At 39.2% G+C, this 16610-nt stretch carries 13 protein-coding genes; all 13 read left to right on the top strand.

Annotation, left to right across the window (positions count from 1 at the left end; translation table 11 throughout):
- Positions 1 to 507: 507 nt before the first annotated feature.
- The 13 genes from PL_RS13605 (at position 508) to PL_RS13545 (ending at position 16600) form a co-directional block, all read left to right on the top strand.
- Positions 508 to 1488, top strand: coding sequence for a deoxyhypusine synthase family protein (locus PL_RS13605; protein WP_041879573.1), 981 nt, complete (start codon positions 508 to 510; stop codon positions 1486 to 1488).
- Positions 1489 to 1739: 251 nt separating this feature from the next.
- On the top strand, positions 1740 to 3032 hold the full coding sequence (locus PL_RS13600) for a c-type cytochrome (RefSeq protein WP_041879575.1): 1293 nt from the start codon (positions 1740 to 1742) through the stop codon (positions 3030 to 3032).
- Positions 3033 to 3078: 46 nt separating this feature from the next.
- Entirely contained in the window at positions 3079 to 6111 is a 3033-nt protein-coding gene (locus PL_RS13595) for a TAT-variant-translocated molybdopterin oxidoreductase (RefSeq protein ID WP_041879577.1), read from the top strand.
- 23 nt (positions 6112 to 6134) lie between these two features.
- Positions 6135 to 7607, top strand: coding sequence for an NrfD/PsrC family molybdoenzyme membrane anchor subunit (gene nrfD / locus PL_RS13590; RefSeq protein WP_041879579.1), 1473 nt, complete (start codon positions 6135 to 6137; stop codon positions 7605 to 7607).
- 2 nt (positions 7608 to 7609) lie between these two features.
- Positions 7610 to 8146: a DUF3341 domain-containing protein gene (locus tag PL_RS13585; RefSeq protein WP_041879581.1), complete on the top strand. Its 537-nt coding sequence runs from the start codon at positions 7610 to 7612 to the stop codon at positions 8144 to 8146.
- Positions 8118 to 8726, top strand: coding sequence for a c-type cytochrome (locus PL_RS13580; RefSeq protein ID WP_041879583.1), 609 nt, complete (start codon positions 8118 to 8120; stop codon positions 8724 to 8726). The genes PL_RS13585 and PL_RS13580 overlap by 29 nt, the downstream gene beginning before the upstream one ends.
- A 14-nt stretch (positions 8727 to 8740) precedes the next feature.
- Positions 8741 to 9955, top strand: coding sequence for a hypothetical protein (locus PL_RS13575; RefSeq protein WP_041879585.1), 1215 nt, complete (start codon positions 8741 to 8743; stop codon positions 9953 to 9955).
- Between the two features lie 61 nt (positions 9956 to 10016).
- Complete coding sequence (locus PL_RS13570) at positions 10017 to 11282, top strand: cytochrome c oxidase subunit II (RefSeq protein WP_041879588.1); 1266 nt, start codon at positions 10017 to 10019, stop codon at positions 11280 to 11282.
- A 20-nt stretch (positions 11283 to 11302) separates the two neighbouring features.
- Entirely contained in the window at positions 11303 to 13195 is a 1893-nt protein-coding gene (locus PL_RS13565; protein WP_200890702.1) for a cytochrome c oxidase subunit I, read from the top strand.
- A gap of 84 nt (positions 13196 to 13279) precedes the next feature.
- Positions 13280 to 14338 carry a COX15/CtaA family protein gene (locus PL_RS13560; RefSeq protein WP_041879592.1) on the top strand — a complete coding sequence of 353 codons (1059 nt, stop codon included), beginning with the start codon at positions 13280 to 13282 and terminating at the stop codon, positions 14336 to 14338.
- 17 nt (positions 14339 to 14355) lie between these two features.
- The gene (gene cyoE, locus PL_RS13555; protein ID WP_348619696.1) at positions 14356 to 15258 is read left to right on the top strand and encodes a heme o synthase; all 903 of its coding nucleotides are present in this window, start codon (positions 14356 to 14358) and stop codon (positions 15256 to 15258) included.
- Positions 15259 to 15268: 10 nt separating this feature from the next.
- Entirely contained in the window at positions 15269 to 15862 is a 594-nt protein-coding gene (locus PL_RS13550; RefSeq protein ID WP_041879595.1) for a cytochrome c oxidase subunit 3, read from the top strand.
- Between the two features lie 30 nt (positions 15863 to 15892).
- Complete coding sequence (locus PL_RS13545) at positions 15893 to 16600, top strand: cytochrome c oxidase subunit 3 (RefSeq protein WP_041879597.1); 708 nt, start codon at positions 15893 to 15895, stop codon at positions 16598 to 16600.
- The last annotated feature ends 10 nt before the right edge of the window (positions 16601 to 16610 follow it).

Genomic DNA, 16610 nt, shown 5'->3' with positions numbered 1-16610 from the left:
GTTTAACCATCAAGCTTAAAATGAGAATGGTTCAGCAGCTATAATTCAAACATAATACATTATTTATAATAAATCTAAATAAATAGTAATTATTTATAAGAGTTCTAAATGAAAGCTGGTGTACGCATAACAATACATATCTGGTGTACGCATAACAATACATATATAATAGGTATAAATCCGGTTAATATAAGAAAGACCAGGATAACAGCTTACTTCTCTGCTTGTACAACGCTATAATAACGTTATACATTAGTTAATGTTGATACGGGGTTCAAGCGGGTTTGAAGCGGGGTTGAAACGCCTTGACCCGTTTCAACCCCGCTTCAAACCCGTATCAATGGCGTATTAACCTTAACCACAACATAGCTGCAGTCTATTCAGTATCTAAATTGAATAGGATGCTGGTCACATTTCAACCATATGGTCATTCAACCTGATCTGGTTTTTAATAATATTTACTTATTTTTGCGGCGGTTTATACAAAACAGAATAATCTTAATTAAAATGAGCGTAACAAGAGGACCAATATCAAAATTCATGGAAGGGCATTACCTCCATTTCAATGCAGCAGCAATGATGGATGCGGCTAAAGGCTATGAAACGCATTTAGATGAAGGTGGTAAAATGATGATTACCCTTGCAGGTGCAATGAGTACTGCAGAACTGGGTATTTCATTGGCAGAGATGATCCGTCAGGATAAAGTTTCTATTATTTCATGTACAGGTGCGAATCTGGAAGAAGATATTATGAACCTTGTTGCCCATTCACATTATAAACGTGTACCAAACTACCGTGACCTGAGCCCTCAGGACGAGTGGGATTTATTGGAAAACCATTATAACCGTGTAACTGATACCTGTATTCCTGAAGAAGAAGCTTTCAGACGTTTACAAAAACATATTCATGAGATCTGGACAAATGCTGAAAAAGCAGGTGAGCGTTATTTCCCGCATGAGTATATGTACAAAATGTTGCTGAGTGGAGTGCTTGAGCAATATTATGAAATTGACCCGAAAAATTCATGGATGCTTGCAGCTGCAGAAAAGAATCTGCCGATTGTAGTACCAGGATGGGAAGATTCAACGATGGGAAACATCTTCGCTTCTTATGTGATGAAGAACGAATTGCAGGCTTCAACAATGAAAAGCGGAATTGAATACATGGGTTACCTGGCTGACTGGTATATTAAAAACAGTGCAGGCAAAGGAATCGGATTCTTCCAGATTGGTGGTGGTATTGCCGGTGATTTCCCAATCTGTGTAGTACCTATGTTATATCAGGATATGGAAATGGAGAACATTCCTTTCTGGAGTTACTTCTGCCAGATCTCTGATTCAACTACTTCTTATGGTTCTTATTCAGGTGCTGTGCCTAATGAAAAGATCACCTGGGGTAAGCTGGATATCAATACACCGAAGTTTATTGTAGAGTCAGATGCGACTATTGTAGCTCCATTGATTTTTGCCTGGATATTAAAAATGTAAATTAAAATTCCAAATCCCTATATAAGTTTTGGTTCGTAAGAAAATCAGCAAATTGAAAATTTTGCTGATTTTCTTCGTTTAAAGCCCCAAAAACGAAAAGTTTAGAATGATTATAAATTGTATTTACTGTCATTTCTTTGTCATTGGTAACTTAATAAATTTTACTTTTGTGGACGTTTTGGTGAAGAACAAGAGTTTAAACATCAATCCGTTCATTACAGTTTTTTAAAATAAAGCATAAAATACTCATTATGAGGAATATCTCATTGATCATTAGAAGAGTTTGGAAGTCGGCATTTATGTTTACGGCTCTATCTGTTTTAATCGTTTCTGGTACGCAAGCACAAGACGCAGTAGAAGGTAGAAAAATCTTCAAGGAAAAATGTACTTCATGTCATGCACTGGACCGTGATTTAATCGGGCCTGCATTACAAACTGTTGTACCAACAAAGAGCGAAGCGTTTTTGTTAAAATGGATCAACAATGCTCCGGCATTTATCGCATCGGGAGACAAAGAGGCTGTAGAGGCTTCGAAGTTTAACCCAAGTGCAGATATGACGGCGTTTCCATCTCTGACGCCTGAGCAGATTAAAAGTATCCTTGCTTATGTAAAAGCAGGTGAGCCTAAAAAAGAAGGAGCTGCGGCTGCTGCTACCGGTTCTGATGAAGTTTCCAACTTCTCGATCGTTGGTGTTATCGCGGTTATCCTGATCTCTATTATTGTATTAGTGATCCTGGCCAGAGCAATTAAAATGCTTGAGCGTTTGATCCTTAAAAAACAAGGTGTAGAAATCGAAGAAGAAGAGAAAGTTTCAATGGTTGCTGGTATCGGCCAGTTATTCAAAAACAAGAAATTTGTATTCTTTGTGATTCTGTGCCTGGTAATCAGTTTAGGTTCATTCGGATGGATGGGAATGTGGAACACTGGTGTTGCTACAGGTTACCAGCCAACTCAGCCAATTAAATTCTCTCACGAATTACACGCTGGTGTAAACCAGATTGATTGTCAGTACTGTCACGCAGGTGCATTTGAATCTAAAAATGCAACTATACCTTCTCTGAATGTTTGTATGAACTGTCACAAACAGGTTCAGGCAAGAGACAGCCATGATGGAAACATCTCTCCTGAGATTCAGAAAATCTATAATGCATTGGGTTACGATGCAGATAAAATGACTTATGACAAGTCTAAAGAAAAACCAATTGAATGGGTACGTGTTCACAACCTTCCTGATTTTGCTTATTTCAATCACTCACAACACGTTGTTGTAGCTGAAGAAGCTATCCGTAAAGAAAAAGGGCTGAAACCAAACGAACCGGTTTGTTTTGCTTGTCACGGACCAGTTAATACAATGGAAGAGATCTATCAGTATTCTCCCCTGACCATGAAATGGTGTATCAACTGTCATAAAGACACCAAGTTAGAAGTTAAGGACAACGCATACTACACCAAAATTATTGAGGCTCATGAGAAAATCAAGAAGGGTGAGAAAATTACACCAGCAGCATTAGGTGGAATTGAGTGCGGTAAATGTCACTATTAATAGAGTTTAGTAAAAAGAACGTTCGATAAACAGTAATATAGCTTAAATGGAAAGCAATAAAAAATACTGGAAAGGCTTAGAGGAATTTAACAAGACCTCCGATTTTGTTGAAAACAACAAAAACGAATTTGCGGAGCCGCTTCCAATAGAAGATGTTTTAAATGAAGCAGGATTAAGTACAGTAACTCCTCGCCGTGACTTTTTAAAAGCCTTAGGCTTTGGTCTTGGTGCGGTAACGCTTGCAGCTTGTCAGCCTGCTCCGATTCACAAATCAATACCTTATCTGGTTAAACCTGAAGAAGTAATCCCGGGTATCCCGAATTACTATGTGTCAAGTTACAATGGTCAGAGTGTTCTGGTGAAGACCAGAGAAGGAAGACCGATCAAGATTGAACCAAATCCTAACGCAGGTGAGTTCAATTGCGGTACTGACGCTCAGGCTCAGGCATCTGTATTAGATTTGTACGATGTTTCGAAACTTAAAGCACCTGTATTAAAGAATGATGAGACTACATGGGCAAAGGTTGATGCATATGTTGTTGCTGAGCTTGCAAAGGCAAAAGCATCCGGCAAAAAAATCCGCATCGTTTCTTCGTCTGTAAACAGTCCTTCTACTAAAGCAGTGATTGCAGATTTTACAACTGCTTTCCCTGGAACAAAACATGTACAGTATGATGCTGTTTCTTATACAGGTATCATCAAAGCGAATGAAAATAGCTTTGGTAAAGCTGTAATCCCTAAATATAACTTCGACAAAGCTGACTTAATCGTGAGTTTTGCTGCAGACTTTTTAGGTACATGGATCAGCGGAGAAGAATTTACTTCTCAGTATGTGGCTAACAGAAACCACAAATCACTGGCAAAAGGTAAAATGTCACGTCACTTCCAGTTTGAAGCAGGAATGAGTCTGACAGGTACCAACGCTGATACACGTATACCGGTTAAATTATCAGAGCAGGGTCCTGCACTGATTGCTTTATATAATGAGATCACTGGCGGTAATTTAGCTGGTGGTTCTTTACCTAAGAATGCAACTGCAGAGAAAGCGCTTAAGCTTGTAGCTAAGGAATTAGTTCAGCAAAAAGGAAAAGCTCTGGTAGTATGTGGTTCTAACGATGTTTCTACTCAGATCCTGGTAAATGCGATCAACTCTGCTATCGGCAGTTATGGTACAACTATCGATCTGGATAATCCTAACAAACGTTACTCAGGTAATGATGCTGAATTTGCAGAATTCTTAAATGAGATGAACAGAGGCGAAGTTGCCGCTGTATTCTTCCTGGATAACAATCCTGCTTATGACGTAGTTAATGCAAAATCATTCACTGATGGATTAAGTAAAGTTCCATTGAAAGTTTCTTTCTCTGACCGTAAGGATGAGACTGCTACTTTATGTGATGTGATCGCTACTAACCTGAACTATCTGGAATCATGGGGTGATGCAAACAGCTACGAAGGATATTATTCTATCGTTCAGCCAACAATCAACCCGGTTTTCAATGCACGTCAGGCAGAAGAAAGTTTACTGATCTGGTCTAACGCACCTGTTAAAGAATATTACCAGTATGTACGTAACAACTGGGAGAAAAATATACTGCCTGCATTAGGTAAAACATGGAATAATGTTTTAGAGACAGGGGTATTTGCTTCAGCACCTAAAACTGCTGGTTCTTATACTTTCAATCTTTCTCTGGCAGCAGTTGCTCCTTCAGTAGTTAAAAGCAGTGCTGCTTTAGCTAAGGATATCGAGCTTCAGGTTTATGAAAGTGTACCGATGCGCGATGGCAGACATGCAAACAATGCATTTTTACAGGAATTGCCTGATCCGGTTTCTAAAGTAACCTGGGATAACTATATCGCTCTTGCGCCTAAATTCGCTAAATCACTGGGAATTCAGGAATTTGATGTGGTTGATGTAAAAGGCAGCAACGGTTATAAAATTACCTTACCGGTTCTGATTCAACCAGGACAGGCACAGGGTACTGCTTCCATTGCTTTAGGTTATGGACGTACTAAAGTGGGTAAGGCTGGTGATAATGTAGGTCAGAATGCATTTCCTTTTGTAAGTTTCAGCAACGGAACTTTACAGTATGCAACTACAATTACTATTACTAAAACAGGTGCTACCAACGAGCTTGCTCAAACGCAGACTCACCACTCTTTTGAAGGCAGAAACATTATCCGCGAAGCAACTTTCAAAGAATATGTAAAAAATCCTTCAGCTGGTACTGGTAAGCATGATGGTGAACATAAAACTTACGATTTATGGGATAAATATGAGAAACCAGGAAATAACTGGGTAATGGCAATCGATCTGAATGCCTGTACCGGTTGTGGTTCTTGTATTGTTGCCTGTAACGTAGAAAATAATATCCCTGTAGTTGGTCGTGACGAAGTTCGCAGACGCAGAGAGATGCACTGGATCCGTATTGACCGTTATTACAGCTTTGAAGAAGGTGATAAGAGCGTAACTGAGGAGAAAGAGATTGCCCACATGGAAAATCTTGACAATGTATCAGTTGTGCATCAGCCAATGTTATGTCAGCACTGTGATCACGCTCCTTGTGAGACTGTTTGTCCGGTACTGGCAACCACGCACTCTTCAGATGGTCTGAATCACATGGCTTATAACCGTTGTGTAGGTACCCGTTACTGTGCAAATAACTGTCCGTACAAAGTGCGTCGTTTCAACTGGTTTAACTACTGGAATGATTCACGTTTTGATAACTACCTGAACAATGAATTCACTCAGCTGGTTCTTAACCCTGATGTAACTACACGTTCAAGAGGGGTTATGGAAAAATGCTCTATGTGTATCCAACGTATCCAGGCTGGTAAATTGTCAGCTAAGATTGCAAAACGTCCATTGAAAGATGGAGATATCAAAATGGCATGTCAGGAAGCTTGTTCAGCCAATGCAATTATATTTGGTGATGGCAACGATCCGGAATCGGAAGTATCGAAAGCATTACGTAGTGAGCGTATTTACTATGTATTGGAAGAGATCAATACACAACCGGGAGTAGGTTATATGACAAAAATTAGAAACACAGATTCATTACCAACAGTACAAGCGTAAGCTGATATTAAAGAAAACACATTATGTCAGGACATAACGAATCAATATTAAGAGAACCACTAATCACCGGCAATGATATCACGTATGCAAAAATTACGGATGATATCTTAATGCCAGTTGAGAATAAGCCGAACAGGGCCTGGTGGATAGGTTTTATAGTTTCCCTGATGGGAGCGACCTTATGGTTAGTTGCAGTAAGTTATACTTTCTGGAACGGTATCGGATCATGGGGTCTGAACAAAACTGTAGGATGGGCATGGGATATCACCGGTTTCGTATGGTGGGTAGGTATTGGTCACGCAGGAACACTGATTTCGGCGGTATTATTACTCTTCCGTCAGAACTGGCGTAACTCCATTAACAGATCGGCAGAGGCGATGACAATTTTCGCCGTTATCTGTGCCGCAACGTATGTTGTTTCCCACATGGGAAGACCTTGGTTAGCTTACTGGGTATTACCTTTACCGAATCAGTTTGGTTCATTATGGGTAAACTTTAACTCACCACTGGTTTGGGATATGTTTGCGATCTCTACTTACTTCTCTGTATCCTTATTATTCTGGTATACAGGTTTATTACCAGATATTGCTACTATCCGTGACCGTGCGACAGGTTTACGCCGCAGAATTTATTCTATCTTCTCTTTCGGATGGAATGGTAACGTTAAAACATGGCAGCGTTTTGAGACTGTGTCTCTGATCCTTGCCGGTATCTCTACACCACTGGTACTTTCGGTACACACGATTGTATCCATGGACTTTGCTACCTCGGTTATTCCGGGATGGCACACTACAATTTTCCCTCCATACTTCGTGGCTGGTGCGATCTTCTCTGGTTTCGCCATGGTATTAACCTTATTACTGGTTGCACGTAAAGTATTGGGTCTTGAAAACTACATCACCATGTTCCACATTGAATCGATGAATAAAATCATCATTCTTACAGGATCGATCGTGGGTGTGGCTTACATCACTGAGTTTTTTATCGCCTGGTATTCAGGTTCAGAATATGAAGCATATGCCTTCATCAACCGTTCAACCGGTCCATACTGGTGGGCTTACTGGATGATGATGACTTGTAACGTAATTTCTCCGCAGTTACTGTGGTTCAAGAAAATCCGTTTGAGCATACCTGCAACATGGATCTTATCTATCGTGGTAAACATCGGTATGTGGTTTGAGCGTTTCGTAATTATCGTTACCTCTTTACACCGTGATTATCTTCCATCAAGCTGGGCGATGTTCTATCCGACATGGGTAGACGTGAGTGTCTTTGTAGGTTCAATCGGGGTATTCTTTACTTTATTCCTGTTGTTCTTAAGAGTTCTGCCTTCAATTGCAATTGCAGAGGTGAAACTGTTACTTAAAACTTCAAGTGAGCAAGCGAAACTTGAGCAGATTAAAGAAGGTCATCTGGACAAAACTCACGTTAAGGAATATGTTGAGTCTTTAGAGAAATTTGATAGTGTTAAACAAGAAGAATACGCAAAAATATAACAATGAGTAATATCAAATATATTTTAGGCAGTTTTGGCGATCCTGACGAAATGATGCATGGCATCGAAAAGTTACAGGAGAACAACATTAAAATCCATGATGTTTATACGCCTATGCCTATCCACGGCATCGAAGCCAAATTAGGAGTTAAAAGATCAAGATTGGATATCCTTGCATTTTTCTGCGGGATAACCGGAACTGTATCAGCATTTGCACTGATCTATCTTACTTCGGTAGTAGATTGGAAACACAATATTGGTGGTAAACCAGCATTCGCATTACCGGATTTTATTCCGATTATGTTTGAGGTAACTATTTTATTCTGTGCATTTGGATTAGTTGGATCTTACTATGCATCTACTCACCTTTTCCCGGGAAGAGCACCAAGAGTAATGGATTTAAGAGCCACAGATGACAGATTTATTATTGCTGTTGATGCTCAGGAAAACGGAGATCACGGTAAAATTGACGGATTATTAAAAGAAGCTGGTGCTTTAGAAGTTAAGCACAATGAAAGGAAGTACATTAGCTATGAATAAGAATAAAATAGTTGCAGCCTCATTTGTTGTTCTTGCACTGGCTGTTACAACATTTTCGTCTTGCAGGAATAAGAATAACCCGGGTTTGGAGTATGCGAGGAATATGTATGATCATATTGCTTATGATCCTGACCAGCCAAACAAAAACTTTGCAAACGGACAAACTGCACAAACGCCTCCTGCCAACACAAGTCCTGTAGGATTTGTGAAGTATGAGTACGCAAATACTAAAGAAGGTTATGAAGCCGCAGGTTTAAATCTGCACAATCCTTTAGCTAAGACTCCACAGAACTTATTATCCGGTAAACATTATTTTACTGTATTCTGCGGACCTTGTCACGGTGAAAAAGGAGATGGTAAAGGTCACCTTGTTCAAATTGAGAAATTTACAGGCGTACCGGCTTATCATGGTGATGCAGCTTCGTCCCGTGGTGGTATGATGAAAGATTTATCAGAAGGTAAAATCTATCACACTATCATGTACGGTTTAAATAACATGGGGTCACATGCTTCTCAACTTACTCCTGATCAAAGATGGAAAGTTGTGATGTATGTTCAACAATTACAAAAAATACAATAGAAAAGCAGATATAAATGGGAACTCACAATTATAATTTCAATGAGCAGTTTGAGTTTACAGGTAAAGCTAAAACTTTAAGCATCGCGGCTATCGTTATCGGTATCGCAAGTATTGCTTATGGTTTCTCTGATCATGGTCTCCATGAGCGGACTTTCGCCAACCTGTTACTTATGGCCTATTACTTCGCCTGCGTATGTATGTCGGGTGCATTCTTTTTAGCTGTTCAGTTTGTAGCGCAGGCGGGATGGTCTGCATCTATCTTACGTGTACCTCAGGCTATGGCAAAGGCATTACCTATTGCAGTAGTAATCCTGATCGTTATTATCGGTCTGGGTCTGTATACACATAATCTTTATCACCACTGGAATGCACCGGGTCTGACGGACAAGGCTTCTTCCAATTATGATAAACTGATTGATGGTAAATCGGCTTTCTTAAATGTACCTTTCTTTTTGGGACGTCAGGTTGTATTTTTAAGTATCTATTCTTTCTTCGCCGTATGGTTATCCAAGTTATCTAATAACGAAGATTTAGAAGGAGGTTTAAATTCATACACGAAAAGTTTTAAATACTCTTGTATATTTTTAGTTATCTACGGTTTTACAACTCCAATCTTTGCATTTGATACTGTGATGTCTTTAGAGGCACACTGGTTCTCAACCATGTTCGGATGGTATAACTTCGCAGCAATGTGGGTGAGCAGTTTAGCGACTATCGCTATCATTATCATCCTGTTGAGAAAAGCAGGTTATATGCAGTGGGTTAATAATAGTCACCTGCATAACTTAGGTCAATTCATCTTCGGGTTCTCAATTTTCTGGACTTATGTATGGTTTGCTCAATTTATGTTGATCTATTATGCCAACATGCCGGAAGAAACTGTGTATTTTTACAAACGATTTGAATTCTACAAGTTCTGGTTCTTCCTGAATTTAGTATTGAACTTCCTTACACCGGTTCTGTTATTAATGGATCGTGATAATAAAAGGCAGGAAAATATCATGCTGGGTGTATCAATAGTTGTATTGTGTGGTCACTGGGTAGATTACTACCAGATGATTATGCCTGGAACTGTAGAGTCACATAATGGTTTTGGTATTATTGAAATAGGAACAGCTATTGGTTTTGTAGGCTTGTTTACCTTTACAGTATTATCTGCATTAAGTAAGAAACCTTTAATTGCAAAGAATCACCCTTTCTTACAGGAAAGTTTGAATCACCATTTGTAAGCCGGGTTAGAGTTATATACATTAATTTATAGTAGAAGTACATCGTACTACTTTTAAGAAAATGAGTTTAAGAAAATTTATAAGCAATAAGACAATAGCGGCTCTGGCAGTAATTGTTACTGTGTTTGCAAATACAAGCGCATTTGCACAAGAAGCTGCCGCCGGTGCTGCCGCTGCGGCTGCCAAAAAACCTATTGATATGTTCCCGGTCTACAAGTCGGCAGCATTCTATACCCTGTTATTTTTACTGCTTTGCTTGTTTATAGCAATAGTTGGTAAAGCTATGCGTGTATATGAATTAACACGTGAAGCTCAGGATAAACCTGCAGGAATCAACTGGAATACTATTAATGGTGTTCTCTTTGTGATTTTCTTAATCGTTGGATTGTACGGTGTTTATTTTGAATATACAGTTCACGGAAGTATGATTCTTCCTGATGCTGCTTCCGAGCATGGTAAGAAAATCGATCAGATGTTTAACATTACACTGATCCTGACAACTATCGTGTTTATCGGTACTCACCTTGTATTATTCCTGTTCTCTTATTTCTATAAGAACTCAGGTAAAAGAAAAGCTTATTACTACCCACACAATAATGCATTGGAGCGTATCTGGACAATTGTTCCGGCTTTAGTACTGACTGTACTGGTATTAATGGGATTCCTTACCTGGAGATCAATCTTCTATAAAATTGAAGATCCGAATAACAAGCCATTGAACATTGAGATTACTTCTCAGCAGTTTGCATGGACTATCCGTTATCCGGGAGCTGATAAAATTGTAGGTAAGAAAAACTATAAACTGATTACCGGAACGAATGGTTTAGGTATGGACTTTAATGATAAGGACAACCTTGACGATCAGATGGCAGAAGAAATGGTTATTCCTGTCAACAAACCAGTAAGATTGATTCTGACCAGTAAAGATGTATTGCATAGTTTCTACATGCCTAACTTCAGAATTCAGTTAAATACTGTTCCTGGTATGACTTCTTATTTTGAATTCACGCCAACTATTACTACTGCTGATATGCAGACTAAAGTAAATGATCCAGCATTTAAGTACCTGTTCTATTGCTCGAAAATCTGCGGATCTGGTCACTATAATATGCAAAAGGTTGTTAGAGTTGTATCTCAGGCTGAATATGATGCCTGGATAGTTAAACAACCTAAGTTTATCAATAACGAGTTGAGAAAGCAGTTTAACCTGCCAATCGTACCAGAACCAGCAGCTGCACCAGCGGCGGCAGCTCCAGCTGATAGTACAGCTAAAGCTGCTACTGAAGCTCCTGCTGTAGCAATGAATAAACCGGCTTTAAAAAAATAATTTTACTGGAATAGCGCATTATGTCAACTATAACATTACACGATACACATAACAACGATCACCATGACGGTCACGATCATGGGCATCACAAAGAAACGTTTATAACGAAATACATTTTTAGCCAGGATCACAAGATGATCGCTAAACAGTTTTTGATAACTGGTATCGTTATGGCGGTTATTGCAATGGGATTGTCTATTTTATTCCGTTTGCAACTGGCATGGCCAGATAAGAGCTTCCCGATTCTTGAAACATTTTTAGGTAAATGGGCAGAAGGTGGAAGGATCAAACCTGATTTTTATCTTGCACTGGTAACCATACATGGTACCATCATGGTATTCTTCGTATTGACCGCAGGATTGAGCGGTACCTTTAGTAACTTACTGATACCTCTTCAGCTTGGGGTACGGGATATGGCATCACCATTTATGAACATGCTTTCATACTGGTTATTCTTTATCGCCTGTATCGTTATGATGAGCTCATTCTTTATTGAAACAGGTCCTGCAAGTGCCGGATGGACAGTATATCCTCCGTTATCTGCTATTCCAAAAGCTATTTCAGGTTCAGGATTAGGTATGACCTTATGGTTAATCAGTATGGTTCTTTTTGTAGCTTCTCAGTTAATGGGTGGTATCAACTATGTAAGTACTGTATTAAACATGCGTACTAAAGGTATGGATCTTTGGAAAATGCCTTTAACTATCTGGGCTTTCTTATTAACAGCTATCTTAGGTATTTTATCATTCCCGGTTTTAGTAGCGGGTGTTGTATTATTAATTTTTGACCGTAGTTTCGGTACAAGTTTCTATTTATCTGATATCGTAATGGGTACTCAGGTATTACCAAACGAAGGTGGTTCTCCAATCTTATGGCAGCATTTATTCTGGTTCCTTGGTCACCCTGAGGTATACATCGTAATTATGCCTGCTTTGGGTATCTCTTCTGAGGTTATCTCTGTAAACTCCAGAAAACCAATCTTTGGTTACCATGCGATGGTTTACTCACTGATCGGTATTACTATCCTTTCATTTATCGTATGGGGTCACCATATGTTCGTGACAGGTATGAATCCGTTATTGGGTGGTGTATTTATGATCACGACACTGATTATCGCTGTTCCTTCAGCAGTAAAAACTTTTAACTACTTAGCTACATTATGGCGCGGTAATATCAGGTTTACACCTGCTATGTTATGTGCTATTGGTATGGTTTCATTCTTTATCTCTGGTGGTTTAACCGGTATCTTCTTAGGTAATGCATCTTTGGATATTAACCTTCATGATACTTACTTCGTAGTTGCCCACTTCCACCTGGTTATGGGATCTGCAGCGATCTTTGGTATGCTTGCAGGTGTTTATCACTGGTATCCGAAAATGTTCGGCAGAATGTTAAATGCTAAATTAGGTTACCTTCACTTCTGGGTTACTTTCATCTGTGCTTACTTAGTATTCTTCCCGTTACACTTCTTAGGTTTAGATGGCGTACCACGTCGTTACTATGCTTTCACTGAATTTGAATTCATGCAGAAATGGGTTACAGTAAACATCTTTGTAACATGGGCAGCTATTGTAGCAGCTTTAGCTCAGGTGGCATTCCTGTTCAACTTCTTCTACTCAATTTTCAAAGGTAAAAAAGCACCTCAGAATCCATGGGAATCTAATACTTTAGAATGGACTACTCCGGTTGAGCGTATTCATGGTAACTGGCCGGGAGAAATTCCAACAGTATACCGTTGGCCATATGATTATAGTAAACCAGGTGCTGACCAGGATTTCATTCCTCAGACTGTACCTTATTCTCAGACCATGAGCTCTAACATGCCACATGATTTTGAAGGAAACGCTGAATCTGAGCGTATCCAGAGAGAATGGGAAGAAAAACAAGCAAAAGAAAAAGCAATACTGGATTAATCTCCTTTATTAAAATATACAATGAGGTTATCTGCTTGAGTATCTACTTAGAACGATAACCTCATTTTTTTTAAAATAAAACCAATGGTTCCTAAATCTGAAAAGAGATTTATCCGGTTAAACCTGATTACTTTAATTGTAACGTTAGTACTCATCTTAGCCGGTGCAGTAGTGCGTAGTACAGGTTCAGGTATGGGATGCCCGGACTGGCCAAAATGTTTTGACCAATATATTCCACCAACATCGGTAGATCAGCTTCCGAAAGATTATAAAGAGAAATACGTAGCAGGCAGGGTTAAAAAGAATGAGCGTTTTGCGCTTATGCTTGATAAAATGGGTAAAAAGGACGTGGCTGACAGTATCCGTCACGATCAGAGTATAACGGTTCCGGAATCATTTAATGCAGCAAAAACCTGGACTGAGTATATCAACCGCCTGACTGGTGCAACAACTGGATTTTTATTAATCGCAGTTACCGTTCTTTCATTTACGTATAAGAAGAAAGCTAAAAGGATTATAGTTTTAAGCATACTGAATCTTTTTATGGTGGTTTTTCAGGCATGGCTTGGTTCCATCGTAGTTTCTACTAATCTGCTGGCCTGGGTAGTTACTGTTCATATGCTGCTCGCCCTGGTTATGCTGGCCATACTGGTTTACACTTATTACTATGCGCAAACCTTGTATAAAGAGCCGAGTGTTGTTATTTCTAAAGTATTCTGGTTAAAGGTTCTTATCCTGGTTTCTTTAGTGCTGAGTGTACTGCAGATTGTTTTAGGAACAGAGGTAAGAGAGGCTATAGACGAAATTTCCAAGAATCTGTTATATCAGGAGAGAAATACCTGGGTAGGAAAGGTTGGTGATATATTTAATTATCACAGGGATCTGGCAATTTTAGTTGTCATACTCAATGCTTTTATTTACCAGTTTGTGATGAACAAATTTGGTGGGAAGGCAACAGAATTGAAATTAGGCAATTCGATAGTGCTGGTGTTACTGCTGCAAATTGCGAGTGGTGTATTATTAGCTAACTTTGCATTGCCACCTGCAGCACAGGTTATACATTTAGTGTTCTCAACAGTTCTGTTTACACTCCAGTTTTATCTTTATCTGCTGGTATACAGAACAAGTACTTATAATCAATAATATTAAAATACATAGAATTGAAATTATTTTTCTCAGATTTATCTAAACTCATCAAATTCAGACTTACTTTTCTGGTGGTGTTTTCTGCGTCAGTTACTTTTTTAATTGGCTCAAGGATGCAGGTTGCCAGGGGTGAGGTTCCGTCTATTGACTGGGGAAACTGGCTTATTCTGGTTGCTGGTGGATTTTTGGTTACAGCAGCAGCAAACTGTTTTAACGAGATTATAGAAAAGGATTTGGATAAGCTGATGACACGCACTATGGATCGTCCAATGCCGGCCGGAAGAATGACTACAGGCCAGGGACTGGTACTGGGGCTGATTATGGGGATGCTTGGAACCTGGTTATTAGGGAAGTTAAATCTGGAAACAGGGCTTTTATCTGTATTTTCTATTTTGCTGTACGCTTTTGCCTATACGCCTTTAAAACGTAAATCTCCGATTGCTGTATTTGTTGGGGCTATACCAGGGGCTTTACCTCCGCTGATTGGTTATTTAGCCGCGCTGGGACATACCACGAATTTCACACATGTGGACTATGAAGTAGCAGGCATACTTTTTCTTATTCAGTTTGTATGGCAGTTCCCGCATTTCTGGGCAATTGCATGGGTATTGGATGATGATTATAAAAAGGCAGGATTCAGATTATTGCCTACCAAAAAAAGAGACAAGACAAGTGCTTTTCTTGTCTTCTTAAGTACATTGATATTAATACCTGTGAGTTTGCTGCCTACCTTTTTTGGTTTTGGTGGTTATTATATCGCAGGGGTTTCGATCATAGCCGGTGTAATCTTTGCATTGCTGGCATTTAAACTACTGGTAAAACTGGATATAGACAGTGCGCGTAAAGTAATGTTCTGTTCTTTCTTTTACATACCACTGGTTCAGTTGATTTTATTGTTTGATTTTATAGGTAAATAGTTTTTTTTATATGGTACATACATTGAAACAGGAAGACGTAGCGCAGGATAGACAAGCTATTTCTTTTAAAGCCAAGAAATTTGTTCTCTGGCTGTTTGTGGTATCCTCGACTATTATGTTTGGAGGATTTACCAGTTATTATATTGTTTTTGCGGCATCAAAGGGTAAAGGGCATGGCTTAGTTCTTCCTGATGTCTTTATGTACAGCACAGCAGTGCTTGTATTAAGCAGTATCTGTTTGTTTTTCGCAGCAAAGGCGGTGCGTCAGCAAAATTTACAGACACAAAAAATATTTCTATGGGCGACTATGATACTGGGGATTGCTTTTGGTTATCTTCAGTTTGATGCATGGTCGGCATTATACCACAGTGGAGCAACACTGGTTAACAATAACGCAGCAATTTCTACGATTTATATTGTTTCCGGCATGCACTTACTGCACATTTTTGCAGGTCTTTGTTTCATCCTGAACAGTCTTTGGGGTGCATATAGCAAAGTTCCTAAAGAAAATGCGGTATATCGTATAGAAATAGCCTCTATATTCTGGCATTTTATAGATATATTATGGATATATCTTTATGTTTTTTTACTTTTGAACAGTTAGACTTTTTAACAAACTATTACAATTTTTAAAATGAATTCATTATCACAATTAGATCAGGTAAAAACTACTCCATGGAGTGGCGGCCGTTCACCGTGGTCGGTAGAGTACGGAAAAATAATGATGTGGTTTTTCTTGCTATCAGATGCATTTACATTCTCTTCATTATTGGTATACTACGGAGCGCAACGTTTCACTAAGTTTACATGGCCTGATCCGGATTTGGTATTCCAGTCTATTCCAGGTGTGATGGACTCAGGAGCACCATTAGTGTTCGTAGGTATCATGACTTTTATCCTGATCATGAGTTCAGTAACAATGGTTTTAGCTGTTGAAGCTGGTCACAGACGTTCTAAGAACGAAGTTGTAGGATGGATGATTGCAACCATTATCGGTGGTTTCATGTTCCTGGGTTGTCAGGCATTAGAGTGGACTCACCTTCACCACGAAGGTTTCTGGTGGGGTTCTATTCCTAAACCTGAAGAATTACAGCATTTCTTTGTTGGCCCTGTGTCTAACGTTGCCGCACAACAATTTGCTAACTTATTCTTTACGATTACAGGATTCCACGGATTTCACGTATTTACAGGTGTGCTGTTAAATATTATCATCTTAATCATGACTATCAACGGTACTTTCGAGAAACGTGGTCATTACCTGATGATTGAAAAAGTAGGTTTATACTGGCACTTTGTTGATTTGGTTTGGGTATTCGTATTTACCTTCTTCTATCTAGTTTAATTCCCCTAAA

This window comes from Pedobacter lusitanus, assembly GCF_040026395.1.
In the GTDB taxonomy this organism is placed as follows: Bacteria; Bacteroidota; Bacteroidia; order Sphingobacteriales; family Sphingobacteriaceae; genus Pedobacter; species Pedobacter lusitanus.
The sequence above is the reverse complement of the archived record's forward strand: the minus strand, read 5'-3'. Positions and strand labels throughout refer to the sequence as shown.